This is a genomic window from Nocardia aurantia (assembly GCF_009604425.1).
In the GTDB taxonomy this organism is placed as follows: Bacteria; Actinomycetota; Actinomycetes; order Mycobacteriales; family Mycobacteriaceae; genus Nocardia; species Nocardia aurantia.
Map to the genome: position 1 here is coordinate 750,388 of NZ_WEGI01000001.1, position 23,274 is coordinate 773,661.

Consider the following 23,274-nt stretch of genomic DNA (forward strand, 5'->3'; position numbering starts at 1 on the left):
CAGCACGGCAGTGAAAAGGGGACGCGAAAGGGGGCTTTCGTCCGATGAGCACGGTCCGGTTCCAGCGCCGGCAGCGCCGAGAGGTTCCGCGCATTCCGGGCGGCGAGGTCACCCTGCAACCGCCGCCGGAGATTCCGCGCGCGATCCCCGCGAGCCTGCTGTCGAAGTTGATGCCGTTCGTCATGGTCGTCGGCATGGTCGGCATGATGGCGATCATGTTCACGCACGGTGGGGGCATCGCCTCCAACCCGATGAGCATGATGTTCCCGATGATGATGGTCTTCTCGATGGTCGGCATGTTCGCCGGCCAGGGCGGCCGGGGGCAGAAGGCGGCCGAGGCCAACGAGGATCGCAAGGACTATCTGCGCTACCTCGATCAGGTTCGCCGGGATGTGGAGGAGACGGCCCGGCAGCAGCGCGCCGCCGTCGAATGGAGCCATCCCGAACCGGGTCTGGTCTGGATGCTGGCCGGTACCAGCCGCATGTGGGAACGCCGCCCCGGCGACAAGGACTTCTGCCACGCGCGGATCGGCCTCGGCGGCCAGCGCCTGGCGACGCGGCTGGTCTCGCCGGAGACGGGTCCGGTGGAGGAACTGGAGCCGATCGCGGCGGTCTCGTTGCGGCGCTTCGTCCGTACCCATTCCACGGTGCCGGACCTGCCCACCGCCATCGCGGTGAAGGGTTTCGCCGCGATCCAGCTCAACGGCGACCGCGGCCAGGCGCGGGACATGACCCGTGCGATGTTGTTGCAGCTGTGCATGTTCCAGGCCCCGGATCAGGTGCTGGTCGCGGTGGTCTGCGGTACCGACACCGCGCGCGAGTGGGAGTGGACCAAATGGCTGCCGCACACCCAGCATCCGGAGAGTCAGGACGGGATCGGCACCGAGCGCATGGTGTACGGGTCGGTCCGGGAGATGAACGCGGGACTGGCTCCGCTGCTGCACAACCGGGCTCGCTATTCGCGTAATCAGCCGGCCAACCAGAATCTGGTGCACGTGCTGGTCGTGGTCGACGGCGGACTGCTGGAGGCGGAGGAGGATCCGCTGCGGGAGTCCGGGTTCGAGGGCGTCACCATCATCGATCTGTGCAATTACGCACCGCGCCTTGCGGTTTCGCGCGGCATTCAGATGGTGATCGAGAACGGCGACTGCGTCGGCCGCGGCGCCACCGGCAATATGGAACGTTTCGCGATCATCGATCGGATCAGCGCGCGGCAGGCCGAGCAGACCGCGCGCCGGCTGGCCCCGTATCGGGCCGCGGTGCAGCGCGGCGGCGAGGTCGTGGAGGAGAGCGGCGAGGCCATCTCCTCGTGGGCGCAGTTGATGGGCCTCGGCGACATCGGCGTCTTCAATCCCGAATCCACCTGGCGGCCGCGTTACGGCCGCGACCGGCTGCGGGTCCCGTTCGGGGTGGGGGCCGACGGGCTGCCGGTGTTCATCGATATCAAGGAGGCCGCCGAGAACGGGATGGGCCCGCACGGCCTGTGCATCGGCGCCACCGGTTCGGGTAAGTCGGAATTCCTGCGCACGCTGGTGCTTTCGCTGCTGGCCACCCATTCGCCGGATCAGCTGAATCTGGTGCTGGTCGACTTCAAGGGCGGCGCGACCTTCCTGGGGCTGGAGGGGGTGCCGCATGTCGCGGCCATCATCACCAACCTGGAGGAGGAGGCCGATCTCGTCGAGCGTATGCGCGACGCGCTGGCCGGTGAGATGAACCGCCGCCAGGAACTGCTGCGCGCCTCCGGCAATTTCGCGAACGTGAGCGATTACGAGAAGGCGCGCGCCGCGGGCGCCGAACTCGATCCGCTGCCGGCGTTGTTCGTGGTGCTCGACGAATTCTCCGAATTGCTCTCGCAGCACCCGGATTTCGCGGAGTTGTTCCTGCAGATCGGCCGGCTCGGCCGCTCGCTGCACGTCCATCTGCTGCTCGCCTCACAGCGGCTGGAGGAGGGACGGCTGAAGGGGCTGGAATCCCATCTGTCGTATCGCATCGGCCTGAAGACGTTCTCCGCCAACGAATCTCGGCAGGTGCTCGGCGTGCCGGACGCCTACAACCTGCCCGCCAATCCCGGCGGCGGTTATCTGAAGGCGGACTCCGGGGAGATCCAGCGGTTCCAGGCGGCGTACGTGTCCGGGCCCTATCTCGGCGCCGGTGCGCAGCGCGAGGTGACCCCGGACGATGTCATCGGCGGCGAGATCGACGTCACGGCACGGCCGTTCACGGCCGACATGGTGAATTTCCGGGACAGCGACCGGCTTCCGGTGCCCACGGCGCCGGCGATCGTGGAGGACGCCCAGGACGAGAGCGAGAAGATCTCCAACCTGCTGATGATGGTGTCCCGCATCCGCGGCCACGGCCGGCCCGCGCACGCGATCTGGCTGCCGCCGCTGGGCGCGCCGCCCACGCTGGACGCCCTGGTGCCGCGCGGAATCCTCACCGGCGACGTGAATCCGGCGGCGCCGTTGCGGGCCGTCATCGGCATCGTGGACCGGCCCTTCGACCAGCGCCGCGATCCGCTGCTGGTGGATCTGTCCACGAACGCGGGCAACGTCGCGGTGGTCGGCGGCCCGCAGTCGGGCAAGTCGACGGTGCTGCGCACGCTGATCATGTCGATGGCGCTGACCCACACCGCGGAGCAGGTGCAGTTCTACTGCCTGGATTTCGGCGGCGGCACGCTGACCGCGCTGGAGGGACTGCCGCATGTGGGTTCGGTGGCGACCCGCCAGGACGTGGACAAGGTCCGCCGCACGGTCGCGGAGATGACGACAATCGTGCGGCAGCGCGAGATGCGGTTCCGGGCACTGGGTATCGACCTCTCCGAATTCCGGCGGCTGCGGGCGCTGGATCCGGCGAGCAGCCCGGCGGCCGCGGGCGCGCACGAGGACCCGTTCGGCGACGTGTTCCTCGTGATCGACGGATTCGGTTCGATCCGTGAGGATTTCGAGGCCCTGGAGGGCCCGATCATGAACCTCGCCATCCAGGGTCTGTCCTACGGCGTACACGTGGTCATCGCGCTGAACCGCTGGGCGCAGGCGCGTCCGGCGCTGAAGGATCAGATCATGACCCGGGTCGAATTGCGGCTCGGCGATCCGATGGATTCCGATCTGGGCCGCAAGATCGCCTCGCTGGTGCCGATCGGGCGGCCGGGCCGCGGTATCACCCGCGACGGCCTGCACATGCTGACCGCGCTGCCGCGGATCGACGGCGTCTCGGATCCGGTCAGCCTGGGTCCGGCGGTGGTCGCGGCGGTCCGGACCATCGCGGCCGCGAACCGTGGCCGGCCGGCCACGGCGGTACGCATGCTGCCGGAACGCATGGCCCGCACCGAACTGCTGGAGCTGGTGAATGCGGCGCCGGTCGACGCCGACCGCCGGAGTTCGCGAATCCCCATCGGTATCAACGAATCCGAACTCGCTCCCGTGTTCCTCGATTTCGTCGAGAGTCCGCATTTCCTGGTGTTCGGCGACACCGCCTGCGGCAAGAGCACGCTGTTGCGGAACATCGTCACCGGAATCTGCGCGGTCAATACGCCGGATCAGGCGCGAATCATCCTGTCCGACTATCGGCGCAGCCTGATCGACCTCGCCGGAATTCCGAACGAGGCCGCCTACGCGTCGTCGGCGCAGATGCTGACCACCAACATCAACGATCTGGTGGGCGTGCTGCAGCGCCGGATGCCGGACGCGAACGTGACTCCGCAGCAACTGCGGGAGCGGTCGTGGTGGAGCGGGCCCGACGTCTACGTGGTGGTCGACGATTACGACCTGGTCGCCACCTCCACCGGGAATCCGCTCGCGGTTCTGGTCGAATTCCTGCCCCTGGCACGGGATCTCGGTCTGCACATGATCGTCGCGCGCCGTTCCGGCGGCGCCGCCCGCGCGATGTACGACCCCGTGATCTCCCGGCTGAAGGACTTGGCGAGCGCCGGTCTCATCATGAGCGGCAACCGAGAGGAGGGGAATCTGATCGGAGGTGTCAGGCCCAGTGCCATGCCCGACGGCCGCGGCACGCTGGTGACTCGAAATGGAATTGACCTTATTCAGACGGCATGGACACCGGCATGATGTGCGTATCCTGTGATACGAACGGCGCCGGAACCGTCCGGGCGCTTCGAGCGTCGAAGCATCTGTACGACAGATTCGGGTGACATCACAATGCGTTCCGAAAAGGATCGGATGAATCCCGTTCGAAACCGTTAGGAGTAGCAATGGCCGGTATGAAGCAGACGGAACAGGTTGTCGGTCTGTCGACCTATATGGCCGACAAGCGGGCGGAGATCGACGGCCTGCTCGCGGCCCTCGAGGTCCAGAAGGAAAGTCTGGTGGCGAATTGGCGGTCCCCGGCCGCCCGAATGATCTTCGACCGGGTCATCCAGGAGTATCGGGACGAGGCGCACGCCATGGTGAACGCGTTGCAGCAGCACGCGGACAACGTGAAGGACGCGTCCGTCAAGGTCACCAACGCGGACAGTCTGCTGTCGGATTCGCTGAACAGCGCCGCGGCCTCGCTCAAGGGCCTGTAGAAACCACCGACAGTCGTACTTCATTTTTCGAAAGGTGCTGAAAATGGCTGGAGAAACCACCGGCGAGATCTTCCACAATTTTTCCGCGGTGGACGCCCATTCGATCGATATCCAGGCCACGGCCGGAAAGATCCTGACCGCGATCGAGGAGTTGAAGGACAAGGTCACTTCGGTCGCCGGCACGGATTGGGACGGCTCCGCGAACGACGCCTTCAACGCGCTGCACACGAAGTGGCAGGACCGGTCGAACCAGCTGCAGGAGACGCTGCGCAAGCTCGGCGCCACCGTGCAGGAGGGCAATGCCCACATGCAGTCGACCGACAACGGGAACGCCCAGATCTTCATGGGTGCCTGATACATCGGCGAAGGGGCCACGCGCACCGGACCTCTCGGTGCTCGGGCCCCTTCGTCGTGTCCGGGGACGGGCTCGTGCGCGGCCGGGGCTACTTCACCGATTTGGCGATGGTCGGGACCATCTTGTCGACCAGGGCGGCGGTCGACTGGTCGGTCCACACCTGGAATGCCTGGATGGTGGCCGGATCGTCGACCACCACGATCGTGGCCGAACTCGCGAGCAGCGCGGCAGGCACGCCGCGCAATCCGCCGTTGCCGGCCTGACTGTCGGTGCGCAGCACCATGATCACGTCGGTGTGGCTGGTGTCGGTGAGTCCGGCATACGACAGCTGCCGCGGTGATTTCTCGTCGCCGACGGCCTTGTAGTTGTCGTTGTACCGGAAACCGATGGCCTGCAGGAATTTCGACTGATCGCTGGGCGTGAGATCGACCGAGAGCGTCGAATCCCCCACGTTGAAGGCGGTGACCGTCTTCCCGTCGAATTGCGGATATTTGCTGCGGACCTGGCTGAGCTGGTCGCCGCCGGGGGTGCTCGGCGAACTGCCGCCGCCCTGCACCGCGAAGAAGATGCCGGCGGCCGCGACGACCGCCACCACCACCGCGGCGCCGATGATCCAGGGCCGCCGGGATTTCGGCTTCGTGGTCGACAGCACCGGTTCGGTCCGGGCGAGGCGGGCCGCCGTCTCCGGGGACCGGGGTCCGAAACCGTTGATCGACACCCGTGGATCGGTCGAATAGCCCGGCGGCGGAGCGTGGTAGCCGCGCTGCGTGCCGTACATGGCCGCCTCGGCGTCCCGGACGAATTCGCGGCAACTGCCGTAGCGGTCGGCCGGATTCTTCGCCATCACCTTCGCGATGACGTGATCCAGAGCCGGCGGCAGATCGGGGCGCAGAGGGCTCACCCGCGGCGGCGGATCGTTGAGGTGACCCATCATGACCAGGGCGGGCGCGGTGGCGGGATAGGGGTTCTGGCCGGTCAGCAGCCGGAAGAAGGCGCAGCCGAGACTGTAGATGTCCGAACGGTGGTCGAGTGCCTCGCCGGTCAGCTGCTCCGGCGACGCGTAGGCGACGGTCGCCATGAACTGCCCGGTCGCCGTCAGATCCTGACCGTCCTCGGCCGATTTCGCGACCCCGAAATCGGTGAGGAAAACTCGCTCGTCCTCACCGGCGCTCTGCGACAGCAGGAAATTCGCCGGCTTCACGTCGCGGTGCAGCAGGCCGCGGCGGTGGGCGTAATCCAGGCCCTTGCCGACCTCCGACACGATGCGCAGGGCCCGCTGGGCCGTCATGATCGACGGGCCCTTGCGGGCCTCCTCGGCCGCGTCGGTGCCCTCGACGAATTGCATCGCGATCCAGAGCTGACCGTTCTCCTCGCCACGGTTGTAGACGGCGACGATATTGGGATGATCCAGTCCCGCAGCGAGATTCGCCTCCCGCTCGAATCGCGCGCGGAACTCGGGATCGACCGACAACTCGGCACTGAGGACCTTCAGGGCGTCCCGGCGGGGGAGGGTGGGATTGCGGGCCAGATACACCGTGCCCATTCCGCCGCTGCCCAGGACACCGAGCACCTGATAGCCACCCACGATCGCGCCGGGTTGCAACGGCATTCGGTCCTCCTCGTATTCACGTCAGACGCAAGGAATCTAGCAAGCCGGCCGACCCGGCACGAGTGCGCCGTTCACTTGCCCGGGTGCCCGTACGCGAGCAACTTGTACTGGGCAGCGGTGCGTTGGTAGAGCTCCTGGACGTTGAATGCGTAGATCTTCGCGGCGAAGCGATCGTAGGTCACGAAGCAGGCCGGCGGTGCGGTCCAATCGGTGTCACCGCCCTGCGGCTGTTTGAAACAGCGCACCCCGGGCATGTTCGGCGGACCGTCGATCGGGGCCCAGACATCGTCGTGTTCCTTCGCCAGGGCGGCGACCAGCCGGGCCGCCGCCGCGGCGTCGCGGGTGCGGTACACGTAGGTCGACGCGACGGCGACGGAGTCGACGCCGGCATCGTCGAACGCGGCCTTGACCAGGTCGGGGCGGTTGGTGATGTGCAGCGCCGCCTGCCGCGGGTACACCCCCTGCGGGTCGACTCCGCTCGGTTTCGTGTTCTTGTCGAAAGGCAATGTGCGGCTGAGCATTTCGTCGGTGTCGAGCGGGAGTGAGCCGAATTTGTCGAGCGGCGTCTCGGTGTAGGCCGCGATGGTCGCGTCCCATTTGTCGATGGCCTTCTTCGAGATGTCCGCCAGCGGAGCCACATCGAACGGGATGCTGATCGGATCGATCAGTTGCACGATGAACACCAGGTCGTTCCGCTGATACCACACCGTCAGGACATTGCTGTCGAGAATCGTGGTGGTGACATTCGCCGTGGCCGTGGGATAACCGGGTATGGTCGCCGGCCGGCCCGGCACCACGCCGGACATGTTCCGGATCGCGGCGGCCGCGTGGTCGGCGTCGGTGAAACGCAGTGTGTCCATGTCGAACACCCGGCCCATGGTCGGATCCGTGCGCCGCTGACCGAGAGTGGCCCAGCCCACGACGAATCCCGGTGCGAGAGCGTTGAAATTGTCGTCGACGCCGATTCCCGTGTAGGAGGGGTGACTCTTCACCGTGAGCGTGCGGGTGATGTAGGCCTTCGGGTCGAAGACGTATTTGCTGTCGACGTCGATCGCGAGCGGTACGGCGTTCCCGATCCGGATGGATTCCCGTACGTATCCCGAGGATTCGGTTCTGGTCTTCTCGATGTCGACCGGTGCGACGGGGAAGTTCCCGGAATCGATCTTGGAGATGTCGAGGGCGGGCGGGGCGGCGGCGTCCTTGTGGTCGTCGCCGCAGGCGGTTCCGGTGAGCAGAACGGTCACGGCGGTGATCCCGGCGAGTGCGACACGGGTGACGCGGTTGAGAGGATTCATCGGTTCACTCGCTCCTCGCCAGGATCGCGTACTGGGCGCCGGTGCGTTCGTACAGCGCGGTGGGACTGGGCCTGGCGACCGGGAACCGGTCGACCACCATGGCGACGTAGCGGCCGTACACGACCACACAGAACGCGTCGTAGTCCCGGTTCGAATCCCGCAGGTCCAGCCGCACACAGGTGGCGTCCGGCAGGCCCGGCGGCGGATTCAGCAGGTCGTCGTCCTTACCGGTCCGGGTCAGCGTGTTCTGCAGCCGGAACGAGGCGGCCAGATCGCGGGTCCGGTACAGCACGCCGGTGCGCCGGGCGACCGCGTCCACCCCGTCCTCCCGGAACGCGTTGCGAACATCGATCGGATTGCGCTCGTAGTGCAGATCTGCCGCCGGATCGTAGGTGCCGAAATCGTCGGTGTCGTAGAACGGGTCGCTGTAGTCCTTCGCCTGCGGCGCGGCGCGGCGCATCAGGCCCTCGGGATCCGCGGCGAGGTCGAGCAGATCGTCCAGCGGGGTGGGCTGCAACGTCGCCATCGCGGCCAGCTGCAGGTCGATGGTCCGCTTGGTGAGCGCGGCGAGTGCGGCCTGATCCGGTGCGGGGACCCGGGTGCTGGCGAGCACCACATACGGACCGTGCGCGAGGAAGGCCGTCGCCGAGGCGTCCTCACCCGAACTGGCATGTGCGTCGGGATGATCGGCGATCGTGATCGGATGCCGGCCCGGGTTGCTGTCGTTCTCGATCGTGCCGAACTGATCGGCCGCCTGCCGGGCCGCGTCCTCGGTGGGGAAACGCAGCAGGCCGACGATCACCTTCTTCCGGCTGCGGAGGTTGCCGTTGGTCCGGGACACGTACACGCCCGCCAGTACGTTGAAGGTCTGGCCGATCGGGGCGAAAGCCTTCGGGATGCCGTCGTCCGAGGTCATGTCCGTGCCGGAGGAGATGAGCTTCACCGTCGACGGGGCGCTGTCGTCGGGATCCACATCGAAGGGATGGACGAGATAGCCGAGCATGCGCCGCGCCTCGATCAGCCGGAAGTCCGTCGAATTACGGAATTTCGGTTTGTACGCGGTCGGTTGCGCGGCGAACGAGCCGGTCCGCAGTGTGCCGATGTCGACGGCGGTCAGACCCGGTCCGGCGTGCCCGGTGACGCCGGGGCCGCAACTCTGTACGGAGAGCGCGATGATCACCGTCACGAGCGCGAGAACGCCGATGGCGTAGAGGGATCGCTTGGTGCGCGGTTCGAGGGTATCCACGGTGCCGGCCTCCACTACCGGTCCGTCAGGAGGACGTACTGGGCGGCGATCTTCTGGTGCAGATCCTGCAGGTTCTTCGCCGCCGCCTCCGCCGTGTAGCGATCCACCTGGAGGTAGCACAGATTCATGATCGGGTCGCCCTTGTCGGTGAGGTCCGTGAAGCATTCGACGTTGGCGCTCAAGCCCTTCGGGGCTTCCGCCATCCGCTGGGTCGGTTTGAGATGGGTGGAGGGCTGTTCGTCCTGCCACAGCGCCAGCGCGCCCTTGGAGGTCCGGCTGCGGAAAACGCCGCCGTCGCCGAAGGCCACCAGGTCGACGTCACCGGTTTTCAGGAAGTTCAGGCCCGCGCTCTGCATACCGCTGGCCGCGCCGCGGCCGGTGTAGATTCCGTCGACGTCGGCGCGCAGCGGAATTTCCGGATTCGACGGCAGCGTGCGGCCGAGCAGCCCGTCGGGATCCATGTCGATGTTCATGATCTGATCGGCCGGCGTGGGAACGAACGTGTCCAGCAGCGGCAGTTGGGTGTCGAGCATGGTGTCGGTGAAGGACACCAGCGCGGGCAGATCGGGTGCGGCGGTGTCGTCGACCACCTTGATGAAGACGACGTACCGGTCGTGCACGGTCCAGGAACCGATCGACGAGATCGCCGGCCGCCAATGTGCCTTGCCCTCGGGATGTTTCACCAGATCGACGGGCACGTTGTCGACGTTGTAGGTGAAATCGTCGTTCTCCAGGGTCGGCCCGACGTCCGCGGCGATCTTCGCGCTGGGGAACTCCAGCACCGCGAGGCTCAGCGTGCGGGCGTTCCCGTTCGGATCGGCGGCGGTCGACATGGCGTTCTGCCAGCCCGCGACCAGATCCTTCGCGACATCGTTGAACGTGTCGTTGATGACGAGTTTGCCCATGCCGTGGCGGTTCAGGACCACGTGCTGGGACAGGCCCAGCGCGTCGTCGGTGTAGGCCGGATCGGCCTCCGACGGCAGCGCGACGAAATCGGCCAGCCGCTGCGACTCTCGCGTGCGGGCCTGTTTCAGCGTCTTGGCGTGGCCGATCACCCGGCGCTTCGTCGGATAGTTCCCCACATCGAGATTCGTGGTGTCGGCCGCTTGGCGCGCGGCATGCCCCTGGACCTCGGCGCCGCAGGCGGCGGCGGTCGGCACGAGCAGCGCGGCGGCCAGCAGCAGACCCGCCGCGCGGACGGCTCGGGACCCGGCGACGACTGTCATTTCCCCTCCGGCGGACGGCCGGTGCGCGCGAATCGAGGATTCGGCCTGCCCGGTCCGCTGTGCGGCATGCGCGCCCATGACCCGTCGCTCGTCACGATTCCCCTCCCTCGCCCGGCCTCGGGAGCCGGACCTCCGCGCCCGAGGGTAGCGAACCGGTCGGCTCCGCGCTCGGGGATATGCCCCGCGGTGGCGGTGTGGACGGCTGTGCACAACTCGGCGGCGGCGACCGATCGGTCCGTGCTGCTATCGTCGAAATTCCCCCCTCGATGAGGATGACCTGGTGAAGTACGTCCCCCGTGTGTTGCTGTTCGTGTCGATTCCGGCGTTGTTGTTCGTCGTTCCCTGGTGGGTGCTGATCGGCGCCGCGACCACCGGGCCGGTGTTCTGGATCGGTTCGGCGCTGTTCCTGCTCGCCTGTGCCGCGTTGCCGGCGGGCATGCTGCTCGGGCACGGCCCGGCGGAGTCGGATGCCGCCGTGCTGATCGGTGACACCCTGCTCGGGGTCGGGTGGGTGCTGTTCACCTGGTCGGCGCTCGGCGTGGTGGCGCGCGGGGTGCTGGCCCTGGCCGGGGTGCACGATACGGCCGGGCCGATCGCGTGGGCCGTGTTCGCGGTATCCGCGGTACTGGTGGCGTACGGCGTCTTCGAGGCCCGGCGGGTGCCGCGGGTGCGAACGGTCGAGGTGCCGATCGCGGGGCTCGGGCAGGGGCTCGACGGCCTGCGGGTGGTCCTGCTGACCGACACCCACTACGCGGCGACGAACCGGCTGCGCTGGTCCGAGCGGGTGGTCGAGGTGGTGAACGCGCAGCGGCCCGATATCGCCTGTCACACCGGCGATCTCGCGGACGGGTCGGTGGCGCGGCGCAGTCGTCAGGTCGATCCGCTGGGCAAGGTGTCGGCGGAGTACGGGCGGTTCTACATCACCGGCAATCACGAATACTTCGGGGACGCGCCCGGCTGGATCGAGCACATGCGCTCGCTCGGCTGGCAGCCGCTGCACAACCAGCACGAGGTGGTCGAGCGCGGCGGTGATCGGCTGGTGCTGGCGGGGATCGACGATCCGACCGGCACCGGGCTGGCGGGCCACGGACCGAATATCGCCGCGGCACTGGCCGATTCCCCGGACGTGCCGGTGGTGCTGCTGGCGCATCAGCCCAAGCAGATCGGCACGGCGGTGGAAGCGGGTGTGGCGCTGCAACTCTCCGGGCACACCCACGGCGGTCAGATCTGGCCGTTCCACTACCTGGTGCGACTGGATCAGCCGGTGGTCGCGGGGCTGAGCCGGCACGGCGGCACGCAGTTGTACACCAGTCGCGGCACCGGATTCTGGGGGCCGCAGTTGCGAGTGTTCGCGCCCAGCGAGATCTCCGTGCTGGTGTTGCGCAGCGCCTGACGGCCGTGCCGGGGGCACCTGACTGCCGGTGTCGCAAGGCCGCACTGGCCGGTGTGGGAGCGCCGGTCGGGCCGCGTCGCCGCGTCCGACTTGCCGGTGTCGGGCCGACATCGCGGCGGCCAAAGGCTAGGCGCCGACGTGTACGCTGCGCACGAACCGTTCGCATTCGCCGGCCGCGGCCGGCCAGGAATGCGATTCGTACTGGCAACCGACGCTGACCTGTACGCCGGAATCGACCAGCACCTGCCAGCGCACCGTCGTGCCGTCGCCGGGGTACTCCTCGTACGTCAGGCCGGGGCGGTCACCGAATACGCTGTCGCGCTGCAATTCTCCGACACTGCCCGGTGGGCGCTGGGCGATCTGCTGGTCCAGGGTGGCGGCGACGTCGCCCAGGGTCGCGCCGGGGGACAGCTGCCGCTGGGTAACGGTGATCCGTTGCCGTGCACCGTTGTCCGGGACGAGGTCGACGCGGGCGTCGGTGCGCGAGCCCGGGTGCCAGCCCGGGGGGATGTCCGCTCGGACCAGGTCGAACAACTGGGTACCGGCGCCGGGCGCGGGAATCGGTGATGCACCCGGGGCGGTCGAGAGTCCCGGCGGCGGTGGGGGTCCCGCCGGGGCGCCGGGCGTGCCGGGGGCGGTCGGCAGCACACCGGGGGTGGTCGTGCGTTCGGCCGGAGCGTTCGGTCGCACGGCCGGCGCGGATTCCGGTGCTGCGGCAACCGTTCCGGGAGAACCGGAGGGGTGCTGTTTCAGTGCCGAACTCGCTTGCGCGGCAGGCGAACCGGTGGCTGCGGAAGGCCGGTGCGCCACACCCACCGCGATTCCGGTGACCGCGACGATCGCGACCGCGATCACGGCGGCCGGCAGCAGGACGCGGCGGGTTCGGGAACGGCGCAGCGATGCGGCATGGTCGCGCAATGAGCCGGTGGCGCGTGCGGTGGGAAGTGAAAAGCGTTGCATCGCAGCATTTTCGAGCGTACCCGGCGGCCGGAGGAGATCGGCTCCGGAGACCGTACGGATATCCGCGGGACAGCCCGGCAGCGCTTCCAGTGCGGCCCGCACCGCGGCGCGCGTGTCCGGCGCGATCGGTCCCGTCACGAGAACGTGGTCCGCCCGGGCGAAGTCGGGCAACCGCGCCGCCACCGCGGCTGTCGCCGCGCCGTCCTCGTCGTCGGTGCCCACGGTCGGATCGTGCTCGCACGCCTCGATCCAGGTGCGCGTCCCCGATCGGCCGACGAGGGTGACGGTCGTGGTCAGGGGATTCGCCTCCAGCACGGCGATTCGCTGTCCCGGCCCGCTACTCGCGCCGAGCGACACCGCGCGCTGTGCCAGTGACTCGAGGGAGACATCGGCGGCGATGCGCCGCGCGGCGGTGTCGACCGTGTCCCGGCGGCGCTTCCCCCACTCGGTCGGAACCACCACCGTCAGCCGCCGGCACGGTCCGAGCAGGCGCAGCTGGTCCGGGAGCGCGGCGAAAAGCTCGGCGAACGCCTCGGCCGGGGTCGGCACCGGCGAAAGTCCTTGTGGGGTGACCGGATCGAAGGCGATCCGCTCGGCCGACGCCATCCGGGGCACCGAGACCGCCGGCGACGACGGGCGCAACGGCACACCCACGACGAAGCCGTCACCGGCGGGCATGATCGACGCCGGTCTGTCCCAGTGGGTCGACTCGGCTTCGTGCGTCGTGAACACGTTGTCCCACCGCGTGTTCGGTGTACGAGTGCGCAGCGGGGCGGCGTCCGGCGGGCGTCCCGCGGGCGCGGCCCCCGGGTAGCCGCGGGCCCACAGCCGCGCATCCGTGAGGACGACATCGATGTCCGCCACGCTCGACCTCCCCTCGTCGTGTCGCCGGAGCGCGACGGCCACGCAGCATATACCGGCCGCGCCGGGTGTCACATGCTGTTCGCCAGCAGGGCGTACTGCGCGGCGGTCTTCTGCTTGATGTCGGTCGTGTCGTCGGCGGAGACCTCCGCGACATACCGCCGATACGGCACGTAGCAGCGGTAGGCCGGACCGGTGCCGCTGCGGCTGGTGCGCTGCAGGCAGGTGACGCCGGGCGCCCGGCTGCCGAGCGCCCCGGCGGACCCGTATCCGGTGGTGCGGGCCGCGATCAGAGCCCGGATCAGCCGGTCGGCGGCGGCCTGGTCGCGGGCGCGGATCACCCGGCCGTCGTCGGCCTGCGCGACGGCGTCGACACCGGCGTCGATCACGGCCGCCTGCACGGCCGGTTCGTCCTCGGCCTCCGACACCAGCACCACCGGCGCGTAGACAGCGAAGTCGAGTGGATCGGGCGCCCGGTCGTCGCGGCTGCCGACGACCACCCGGGCGAGCAGGCCGTCCGGATCGACTCGCAGCGAATCGATCCGATCCGTGGGCGTCGACCGGAAGGCGTCCAGCGCCGGGATCTCGGCGTCGAACGTCTGCTGCACCAGGCCGAGCAGCGTTGCCGGATCGGCCACCGGCGCCTGGATATAGGGCGCGAGCACGAATTCGTTGTGCGGGAGGAAGGCGCCGATGGTCGGCACCCCGGGCCGGTAGTGGATGTCGGCCTCCGGGTAGCGCGGCAGGGTGAGCAGTGTGTTCTGGCCCGGCGCCACCAGGAAATCCGCGGTCTCGAGCGCCGACGACGCACGTTGCGCCGTGTTGGCGTCCGGGAAACGGAGCACCAGATTGCGGACGATCGTGGCCGCGGGTCCGGGATCGGTTCCGCCCGGCGGGATCCCGCGATCGGCGCCGACGGTGGCGAATCCGCCGATCAGCTTGTACTGGTCGAGCACCGGCTTGTCGGCCGCCGCGAGGTAGTTACCGGAGTCGTCCTCGGTGTCGGCCCCGGATTCGAGCCCCACGTCGAGCTGCGGATTGATCGCCATGCTGGGCACCACCGCCGCGGACATCCGCATCGCCTCGAGCACCCCGCCGTCGCCGGCGTTCTGCGGATAGCTGTGCCGGTCGACCGCGTAGGTGCCGACATCGAGTGTGCGGACATCCATTTCGGCGGCGACCGGCCGCCCGGGTTGGGTGCACGCGGTCAGGGCGGCCGCGCAGGCACCGGCTGCGACGAGGCGAATCAGCGACGAGCGAACCATCTCGGACCCCGGGGATCTCGGCGGTGCGGGTCAGAAGTTGTTGGCCAGCAAGGCATATGCCGCCGCCAGCCGGTACCGGATGTCGGTGGCGTCGTCACTGCTGATCACCTGGACGTAGCGGTGATAGGGAACGTAACAGCGGTAACGGCTTTCGTGCGCGGCGTCCCCACGCGCGTTGAGCTTCAGGCATTTCGCGCCGGGAACGGAGGTCGGGATGTCGGTGCCGTCGTACTCCGTGCCCGCCGACGCGATCAGGCCCTCGACCAGCCGGCCGGTCGCCGCCGGATCGCGTACGCGCAGTACCGAACTGGTATCGCCGACGGCCAGCGCGTCCAGGCCGGTGTCGTCCACCAAGCGCTGCCGGGTGGCCTCGTCGCCGGAGATGTCGACCATCGCCGGTGCGCCGTAGAAGGCGAACTTGTCCGGATCCGGCACCCGATCGGAACGGTCCTTCACCAGCGTCTTGGCCAGCAGGCCTTCGGGATCCACCGGCAGTGCGTTCAGCCGGTCCGGCGGGGTGGCCTCGAACCGGTCCAGCGCCGGAACCTGGGCGTCCAGGGTCTTCCGCACCCAGTCGAGCAGGTCGGTCTCGTTCGGGGAAGGCCGCTGGATGAACAGCGAGATGACGAATTCCTTGTGCGCCATGAAGGTTCCGACGCTGGCGACCCCGGGGCGATAGTGGATGTAGGCGCTCGGATATTGCGGCAGCGTGAGTTTGCGGTTCATGTCCGGCGCGACGGCGAAATCGGAATCCTCGAGCTGGGTCGCGGCCTGCTTGGCGGCGTCGGCGCTCGGGAAACGCAGCACCAGCGTGGTGACCGCGGTCGCGCCGGGGCCGGGACCGTCGGCGCCGGGTGCGTCGGGCTGATCGGCGCCGGCCGTGACGTAGCCGGTCACCAGCTTGTTCTTGTCCAGGGCCGGTTTGGAGACCCCGGCCAGCAGGTGCGCGGTGGCGTCACGGCTGTCGACGATGACCCGGCCACCCTGCCCGACCGTCAGCGAGGGGTCGATGTGGACTGTCGGCACCACGGCCGCGGACATCCGCATGCCCTCCAGCAGCCCGCCTTTGGCGCCGCCGGTCTGGTCGTAATGGTGCCGGTCGACCGGATACGGTCCGGCGTCGAGCGTGCGGACGTCGAGCTCGCCCGCCAGCGGAGTGCCGGTCACTCCGCAGCCGGTCAGGAGCGCGACCGCGGCGGCACCGGCCAGTACGAGTGGTGTGCGAATCTTGCGGCCCATGGAACCGCCCCCGTTCCTGCTGTTTTCCTGCCCCTGAAATTTACCCGAGCGCGGGCGCCGACGGCGACCACTCGAAATCCGGCGTCGTACCGATGCCCTAACCTGGTTCCTATGATGAGGACGGCGCGCGCCCGCTGCGGGAGCTGATTCGGTTGCTGGATCGGCAGGTCGAGGTTGTTCCGGGCAGGCACGTCGTGGTCCGCGTCGCGGGGGCGGTCGTGCTGGTGGCCCGGCACGAGCCCGGCCCGGTCACCGCGGATTCCACCGAGATGCGGGTGGCGGAGGCGCTGGCCCAACTTGTTTCGGAGGCCGCCGAGCAGGACGCGGCCGGGCCGGGTCGTGCGGTGGCGCGGGCGGCGACCCAGTGGCTGATGCGCGATGCCGACCAGCTGTCCGGTGGGCGGCCGATCCATCTGGGGATCCTGTCCCGGGCCGACGGCGACGGTCTGGCGATCTTCCTGCACGGCGCGGTGACCGCCTTGCTCGCCGGGGAACACGGCATCGACCAGCTCCGAGGCGTGGACGCGGCGTTCACCGTCGACCGGGTGGTGGCGTCGCCGCAGCAGGCCGCGGTGTTGTTCGCCGACGATCAGCCCGGCCGGTTGCCCGAGTTGCCGCCGCAGGGTATCGGCTCGCTGGTCGAGGGCGTGGCCGCGGGGTCGGCGGCGATCGTCTGGTTCGAGCGGGAGCGTTCGCGGGCACGTGATCGAGCCCGGCCGGACGCCGAAATCGGTCAGGCGGAACAGTTTTCGCCGGGTCGGCCTGCCACCGGTCAACAGCCCGCGATCGGGCAGCCGCTGACCGGACAGCCGTCGGTGGTGGGGCCGTTCACGTCGAGCGGGTCGTCGCCCTCGGCGGGGCAGTTCTCCGCTGCGGAGCAGTTCACTCCGGCAGGGCAGCCACCCGGTGCGGGGCAGTTCGCTCCGGTGGGGCAGCCTTCCGGTGCGGGGCAGTTCACTCCGGTGGGGCAGTCATCCGGGGCGGAACAATTCGCTCCGGTGGGGCAGTCATCCGGGGCGGAACAATTCGCTCCGGTGGGGCAGTCATCCGGGGCGGAGCAGTTCACTCCGGTGGGGCAGTCATCCGGGGCGGAGCAGTTCGCTCCGGATGGGCAGCCATATGGGGCGGAGCAATTCACCCCGACGGGGCAGCCACCCCGGGTGGAACAGTTCACTCCGAGCGGGCAGCCACCCGGGGCAGAGCAGTTCTCCCCGGCGGAGCGGGCTGCGGCGGAGCGGTTCGCATCCGCCGAGCAGGCGTCGTCGGCTGGGCAATTTGCTTCGGGCGAGCAGCAATCCGCAGCTGGGCATTTCGGTTCCGCTGAGCAGGAGGTTTCTGCCGGTGGGTTCCCTTCCGGTGGGCAGTCTTCCGTGGCCGGGCAATTCGCTCCATCCGGCCAGCAACCCGTGGCTGGACAGTTCACGTCTGCCGGGCCGCCGACGGCCGGGCAATTCTCCGTTGCCGAACAGGCGTCGGCTGTTTCCGCCGCCGAGCAGGTCTCGGCTGCCGGTCAATCCGTTCGGACCGGGCAGCCGCCAGTAGCGGGACAGTTCGCCTCCGCCGGGCACGAATCCTCGGCCGGTCGATTTCCTTCCGGTGGGCAGCCTTCCGTGACGGGGCAGCCGCCGGTCGCCGGACAGTTTCCTGCGGGCGGGCGGCCGGCGACCTCCGGACAGTTCGAGCAGGCTGGGCGGCCAGTTGGCTCTGAACAGTTCGAGCAGGTCGGGCATCCTGGCGGCGGCGGACAGTTCGAGCAGGCCGGGCGGCCAGGTGGCCCTGGACAGTTCGAGGCCGGACATCCGGGTGGATCCGGACAGTTCGAGCAGGCCGGGCGGCCAGCCGGCTCCGGCCAGTTCGAGCAGGTCGGACATCCAGGTGGCCCTGGCCAGTTCGAGCAGGCGGGGAGGCCGGGTGGTTCCGGCCAGTTCGAGCAGGTCGGAAGCCTGGGTGGTTCCGACCAGTTCGACCAGGTCGGAAACCCTGGTGGCTCAGGGCAATTCGAGCAGGTCGGGCAGCCGGGTAGGTCGGGACAGTTCGAGCAGGTGGGTGAGGCGGGTCGATTCGATCCGGGTCAGCAGGCACCCGCCGGAGAGTTCGGGGTGGCGGGGCAGCGGGCTCCGGCGGGGCAGGTCTCCTCGAGTTCGTTGCCGGTGCAAGGGTTCTCGGCCGGGAGTCAGTTGCCGCCGACGGCGCAGATGGCCGAGGCCGATCATTTCCCGCCGACCGATCAGCTGCCGCAGGACGCGGGGCAGGCCGGCCCGGCCTTCGATCCGTTCCTCGATCCGACCGAGCTGTCGGCGCCTCGGCCGGTGGCGCAGCGCGGGACCAATCCGTCCCCGATGCCGGATCCGGATCTGGAGCGCCGCATCGAGGAGACCGCCAAGGCCACCAAGCTGACCGCGAAGGTGCTCGGATTCACTTGTGCGCGAGCGCACCCCACCGATCCGCGGGCGGCGTTCTGTACGGTCTGCGGGATGCCGGTGGACCAGACCCAGCAGCTGATCGAAGTGTTGCGGCCGCCGTTGGGTGTCCTCGTGCTCGACGACGGCACGACGTTCCCGGTCGCCGCCGACGCGGTGCTGGGCCGCGATCCGGATCATTCGGAGCCGGCTCGACAGGGCTTGCTGCCGTGGAAGATCGAGGACGCCTCCGGGGGAATGTCCCGCGCGCACGCCGAGATCCGGTTGGCCAACTGGGATGTCACGGTCGTCGATCGCGGCTCCACCAACGGGACCCGGGCCCGGCTGCCGGGCTACCGGGATTGGATTCGGCTGCAACCCAATCAGCCGTTGACGCTGGTGTTCGGAGCGGAGATCATGCTCGGCAACCGGATGGTGCGCTTCGAGCCGGCCGCGCCGCCGCCGTTCGGCTGACGGAACCGGTTCAGGCGTAGCGGGATTCGCAGGTCTGGCGGCTGCCGAGCACGCCCGCGCGGAAGGCGTCGACCCGGGAGAATCCGCTCGGCACCGTGCGGCCGTCCACGTCGCTGGCCGCGAGGCCGTCGGTGAGCAGGCCCGATACCGCCTTGTCCAGGTCGCCGACCGATAGTGAGATATCGCCTTGGCCGGCAGCGCGTTTCGGGTCGGCCAGCTTCGCGGTGATCACCCCGGACAGGCAGGCCGCCCGCAGCGCGGGCTTCGGACCGGCCAGTTGCTGGTGGGCGCTCTCCTGTACCGCCAGCGCGTATCTCGACACCAGGACCACGTAGGCGTTGTAGTCGCCGCCGACGTGGGTCGGGAAGCCGTCCCGCTCCGGATCGTCCGGGGCGCCGCGCCGAGCCAGCGCGGGCAGGTCGATGCCGATGGTGTTGGTGGCCGGGCAGTAGGTCACCGGCCGGGTGTCGGCGCCGTCGAGGCAGTGCAGAGTGGCGCCGTGATAGTCGTAGGTGGGCTCCTTCGAGATGGGCAGGACCGCCGCCATCGCCTTGGTGAGTTCCACCAGATTGCTCTTGGAGACCTCGGTTTCGCCGGAGTCGTCGACACCGAAGTTCTGCGGCAGATTCTTTCGGCGGCGGTTGACGTCGCGCACGTCGATCGCCTTGCAGGACTTGGGTCCGTCGGTGAATCCGATCTGCACGGCCGTGACCCGTTCGAACGCCGAACCGTGCACCGCCTCCGGGTCACCGGGATTCGCGTCGCGAATGGCGACCGTGGCGGCCAGCACCTTGTTGAGGCCGTCGGAGGTGTTGATCGTGAAATGCTGTGCCCCACCCTCGGCGACGTGCCGCATGAACACCCCGGCGAAACAGTCCGCCTGCTGCTCCTTCACCAGCACCGGGTCACCGCCGGCGACCAGGTGCGCCATGTTCTGCACGGCGTGGCCGTACTCGTGGGCGAGCACCATCACCACGGCCATCGGGCCGAAGTCGTCGTTCATCATCGGCAGCAGTACGCCGCGATCCCAGCCGATGGTGTTGTCCAGCCGGCAATATGCGGCGTTGATCACCTGATACGTGCTCTCCCCGCAGAATTGGAGGTCGTCGCGCTGCGGCGCCCTGGCGTCCCAGGACCGGAAGGTGGTCAGCGGCGCGAAGGCGCCGTCGAAATTTCGCGCGAAGGCGCCCTGCCAGAAGGTCTGGATGTCGTCGAGGGCGTCGAGGGCGAGCCGGTCCAGGTCGCCGTGATCGCCGCCGACGGCGGTCAGACCGGTGCCGGGGACGCCGGGCCGAGGACCGCTGGGCCCGCTGGTGGTGGGCAATCCGGCCACCTGGAAGGGGTCGTCGTAGACGGACACCGCGCGGCCGCTCACCGTCGACGCACAACCGGACAGCACCGCGACCGCTGCCAGCAGTCCGGCGAGCGCCGATTTCACCTGGCGTTTCGCCACCTTCATCGATCCCCCGGGGCCGAACGTGTATCGAGCACGGCCGTACAGGGCGGTCGGGTGGAACTTCCTGTCCGGGCCAGCGATCAGGCTACGACATATTCCGGTGCCCGGCCTGTCGTGCCGATCACACGGTCCGCGCGATGATCACCCGCCGGACCGTTAACTTCGGCGGCCGGAATCATGAAGAGTCAGGTGAGAGCAGCAAGTAGGCTCCACCTTCGACTGGAACTTCCGCACCTGCCAGCGCTTTCGAGGAACTTCCGGCACCCGGCCGGGAGTCGTCGCGAAATCGCTTGTGGCCTGCGGATATACACCCACTGATAGGCTTCGACACTATGTCACAACCGGGGGCGCCGAAGATCACTGTGCGCTATGAGGGAACCGACCGCACATTCGACGGCGGTCAGCAGATCACGCTCGGCCGCGCACCGGAGGTGACCCTGTTCGTCGACAGCCCGCTGGTGTCGCGGGTGCACGCCACGCTGGTCTGGCAGGGCAGTGCCTGGGTGCTCACGGACAACGGCAGCACCAACGGGGTCTTCGTGGACGCGCAGCGACTGACCCGGCCGGTGTCGGTGGATCGCCCGATGCTGGTGCGGCTGGGCGACGCCATCAACGGCCCGCTGCTGCATCTGGTGCCGCAGACGCCGGCCCGGCCGCCGCTGCGGCCCGATCGGTCGGGCCCGCCCTCACAGCCACAGCCGCACTACGCGCCCGCACCGGGTCGCGGCGCGCCCACGCCGGCCCGGCCGATGCCGCCGCAGCGGCCGCAGCACGACCCGCGGTCCGATCGGCTGCCGCGCCCGGATCCCGCGCGGTACGCCAATCCGCCGCAGCGGCAGCCGGTTCCGTCGAGCTCCGGGGCGTCGGGGCCGGAGAGTTCGGTGCCGACCGGCATGGCCCCGAACATCAACATGACGACGAAGGCCGACACCTCGAATCGGCCGCCGGTCCGGGCCCGGCACTCGACGGCGCCGGTCGCGCGGGCGGACCGGATCCCGGCGGGCGGGCTGACCATCGGCCGTACCAGCGACAACCAGATCGTGGTCAACGATCCGCTGGCCTCGCGCCGGCACGCCCGCCTGATCCGCGGCGACGCCGGGCTGACGATCGAGGATCTCGGTTCGGCCAATGGCACATTTGTGAACGGCCGCCGGGAATCGCGAACGGGGTTGCGGGAACGCGACATCGTCACGATCGGCAACATCGACTTCGTCGTCACCGAGGGCACGCTGAAGCACCGGCAGAAGCCGGTCGCCGAACAGGGCCTGACCGTCCACGGCATCGGATTCACCGTGGAGGGCAACAAACAACTGCTCGTCGACGTCAACATGTCGGCCGGGCGCGGCACCCTCACCGCGCTGATCGGCCCGTCCGGCGCGGGCAAGTCCACATTGTCGAAGCTGGTCGCGGGGGCCGTGCACCCCTCGGCCGGTGTGGTCACCTTCGAGGGCCGCGACCTGCATGCCGAATACAGCGCCATGCGCAGCCGAATCGGCATGGTGCCGCAGGACGACGTGCTGCACCGGCAGCTGACCGTGCGGCAGGCGCTCGGCTTCGCCGCCGAACTCCGGTTGCCGCCCGACACCAGCAAGGAGGACCGTCGCCAGGTCATCGACGGTGTGCTGGAGGAACTCTCGCTGACCGAGCACGCCGAGACCCGGGTCGATCGGCTGTCCGGCGGCCAGCGCAAGCGCGCGTCGGTGGCGCTGGAACTGCTCACCGGTCCGTCGCTGCTGATCCTCGACGAGCCCACCTCCGGCCTGGATCCGGCGCTGGACCGCCAGGTCATGATCATGCTGCGCGAGCTGGCCGACGCGGGTCGCACGGTGATCGTCGTGACCCACTCGGTGGCCTGCCTGGACATGTGCGATCAGGTGCTGTTGCTGGCGCCCGGCGGCAAGACGGCGTTCTGCGGGCATCCGGGTGCGGTCGGCGACTTCCTCGGGACCAGCGACTGGGCGGAGATCTTCGCGCGGGTCGCCGCCGACCCCGATCGGGCTTTCGCGAATTATCGCTCCCGGCAGTCCGCGGTGCCACCGCCGCCGCCCGCCGCACCCCGCGGTGAGACCGGCCGGCCGCCGAAATCCGGTAACTGGAAACAGTTCTCGACCCTGTCGCGAAGACAGATCCGATTGATCCTGGCCGACCGCGGCTACCTGGCCTTCCTGGTGGTGCTGCCGTTCGTGCTGGGCGTGCTGTCGCTGGTCGTGCCCGGTAAGAACGGTTTCGCGCCCGGACCGCTGGTGCCGCTGCCGGACGGCACGATGATCCGCAGCGGCGGCGGGGAGACCCAGCAGCTGCTGGTCGTGCTGATCCTCGGCGCCTGCTTCATGGGATCCACGCTCACCGTGCGCGATCTCGTGGGCGAGCGGCCGATCTTCTACCGGGAGCGGGCCGTCGGCCTGTTGCCGTCGGCGTATCTGATGGCGAAGGTCGTGGTGTTCGGGTCGGCGGCGCTGCTGCAGGCGGCGGTGCTGGTGGCCATCGTGCTGTTCGGCAAGCAGCCGCCCGGCAAGGGGGCGCTGATTCCGTCGGGAAGCGCCGAGCTCTACATCGATCTGGCGTTCACGGCCGTGACCTGCGTGGTGATCGGACTGCTGCTGTCCACGCTGGCCAAATCCAGCGAGCAGGTCATGCCGCTGCTGGTCGTGGTGATCATGTGCCAGCTGGTGATGGCCGGCGGCATGATCCCGGTGACCAACCGGGTGGTGCTGGAGCAGCTGTCCTATCTCTTCCCGTCCCGGTGGGGTTTCGCGGCGGGGGCGTCGACGGTCGATCTGCGCGGACTGTTCTCCGCCGCCCAGCCCGACGCCCTCTGGCAGCACCAACCGGCCTTCTGGCTGCTCGATATCGGTCTGCTGCTGGTCATCACCGCCGTGTTGTCGCTGCTGACCTGGTCGCGGTTGCGGCTGAAGAAGTCGGCCTCATGAGCGTGCTGTTCCCGGCGGCCCCGAGCGCATCGACGCGGCAGCAG

At 69.0% G+C, this 23,274-nt stretch carries 14 protein-coding genes; 6 read left to right on the forward strand and 8 right to left on the reverse strand.

All coding sequences use genetic code 11. From position 1 onward, the window contains the following. The first annotated feature begins 44 nt into the window (after positions 1-44). The 3 genes from eccCa to NRB56_RS03040 all read left to right on the forward strand — a co-directional run bounded on the left by eccCa (position 45) and on the right by NRB56_RS03040 (position 4,877). Entirely contained in the window at positions 45-4,064 is a 4,020-nt protein-coding gene (gene eccCa, locus NRB56_RS03030) for a type VII secretion protein EccCa (protein ID WP_153338880.1), read from the forward strand. A gap of 143 nt (positions 4,065-4,207) precedes the next feature. After that, on the forward strand, positions 4,208-4,522 hold the full coding sequence (locus tag NRB56_RS03035; protein ID WP_019929478.1) for a WXG100 family type VII secretion target: 315 nt from the start codon (positions 4,208-4,210) through the stop codon (positions 4,520-4,522). 43 nt (positions 4,523-4,565) lie between these two features. After that, the gene (locus NRB56_RS03040) at positions 4,566-4,877 is read left to right on the forward strand and encodes a WXG100 family type VII secretion target (RefSeq protein WP_153338881.1); all 312 of its coding nucleotides are present in this window, start codon (positions 4,566-4,568) and stop codon (positions 4,875-4,877) included. A gap of 88 nt (positions 4,878-4,965) precedes the next feature. Here NRB56_RS03040 and NRB56_RS03045 read toward each other — a convergent pair whose 3' ends face one another. The 4 genes from NRB56_RS03045 to NRB56_RS03060 all read right to left on the reverse strand — a co-directional run bounded on the left by NRB56_RS03045 (position 4,966) and on the right by NRB56_RS03060 (position 10,253). Further along, positions 4,966-6,486 (reverse strand): serine/threonine-protein kinase, encoded by a 1,521-nt coding sequence (locus NRB56_RS03045; RefSeq protein ID WP_153338882.1) that lies wholly within the window; start codon positions 6,484-6,486, stop codon positions 4,966-4,968. Between the two features lie 71 nt (positions 6,487-6,557). Then, positions 6,558-7,781: a DUF7373 family lipoprotein gene (locus NRB56_RS03050; RefSeq protein ID WP_153338883.1), complete on the reverse strand. Its 1,224-nt coding sequence runs from the start codon at positions 7,779-7,781 to the stop codon at positions 6,558-6,560. Positions 7,782-7,785: 4 nt separating this feature from the next. After that, a complete protein-coding gene (locus NRB56_RS03055; protein WP_194290702.1) occupies positions 7,786-9,027 on the reverse strand; it encodes a DUF7373 family lipoprotein in 1,242 nt (413 codons plus the stop codon). Positions 9,028-9,041: 14 nt separating this feature from the next. Continuing rightward, complete coding sequence (locus tag NRB56_RS03060) at positions 9,042-10,253, reverse strand: DUF7373 family lipoprotein (RefSeq protein WP_153338884.1); 1,212 nt, start codon at positions 10,251-10,253, stop codon at positions 9,042-9,044. Positions 10,254-10,533: 280 nt separating this feature from the next. Here NRB56_RS03060 and NRB56_RS03065 point away from each other — a divergent pair, with 280 nt between their 5' ends. Then, complete coding sequence (locus tag NRB56_RS03065; RefSeq protein WP_319942467.1) at positions 10,534-11,646, forward strand: metallophosphoesterase; 1,113 nt, start codon at positions 10,534-10,536, stop codon at positions 11,644-11,646. Positions 11,647-11,772: 126 nt separating this feature from the next. Here the strand turns inward: NRB56_RS03065 and NRB56_RS40010 are convergent, their stop codons facing one another. The 3 genes from NRB56_RS40010 to NRB56_RS03080 form a co-directional block, all read right to left on the reverse strand. Beyond that, a complete protein-coding gene (locus tag NRB56_RS40010) occupies positions 11,773-13,470 on the reverse strand; it encodes a type VII secretion-associated protein (protein WP_153338886.1) in 1,698 nt (565 codons plus the stop codon). A gap of 68 nt (positions 13,471-13,538) precedes the next feature. Next, entirely contained in the window at positions 13,539-14,732 is a 1,194-nt protein-coding gene (locus NRB56_RS03075) for a DUF7373 family lipoprotein (protein WP_227837077.1), read from the reverse strand. Positions 14,733-14,762: 30 nt separating this feature from the next. Then, positions 14,763-15,971 (reverse strand): DUF7373 family lipoprotein, encoded by a 1,209-nt coding sequence (locus NRB56_RS03080; protein WP_227837078.1) that lies wholly within the window; start codon positions 15,969-15,971, stop codon positions 14,763-14,765. Between the two features lie 152 nt (positions 15,972-16,123). Between NRB56_RS03080 and NRB56_RS38655 the strand changes: the two genes are divergently transcribed. Next, positions 16,124-18,844, forward strand: a complete 2,721-nt coding sequence (locus NRB56_RS38655) for an FHA domain-containing protein (RefSeq protein ID WP_227837079.1) — start codon at positions 16,124-16,126, stop codon at positions 18,842-18,844. Between the two features lie 10 nt (positions 18,845-18,854). Here NRB56_RS38655 and NRB56_RS03090 read toward each other — a convergent pair whose 3' ends face one another. After that, positions 18,855-20,303, reverse strand: a complete 1,449-nt coding sequence (locus NRB56_RS03090; RefSeq protein WP_153338887.1) for a neutral zinc metallopeptidase — start codon at positions 20,301-20,303, stop codon at positions 18,855-18,857. A gap of 329 nt (positions 20,304-20,632) precedes the next feature. On the opposite strand from NRB56_RS03090, the gene NRB56_RS03095 reads away from it, so the two are divergent. Beyond that, positions 20,633-23,230, forward strand: coding sequence for an FHA domain-containing protein (locus NRB56_RS03095; protein ID WP_153338888.1), 2,598 nt, complete (start codon positions 20,633-20,635; stop codon positions 23,228-23,230). Positions 23,231-23,274: the final 44 nt, after the last annotated feature.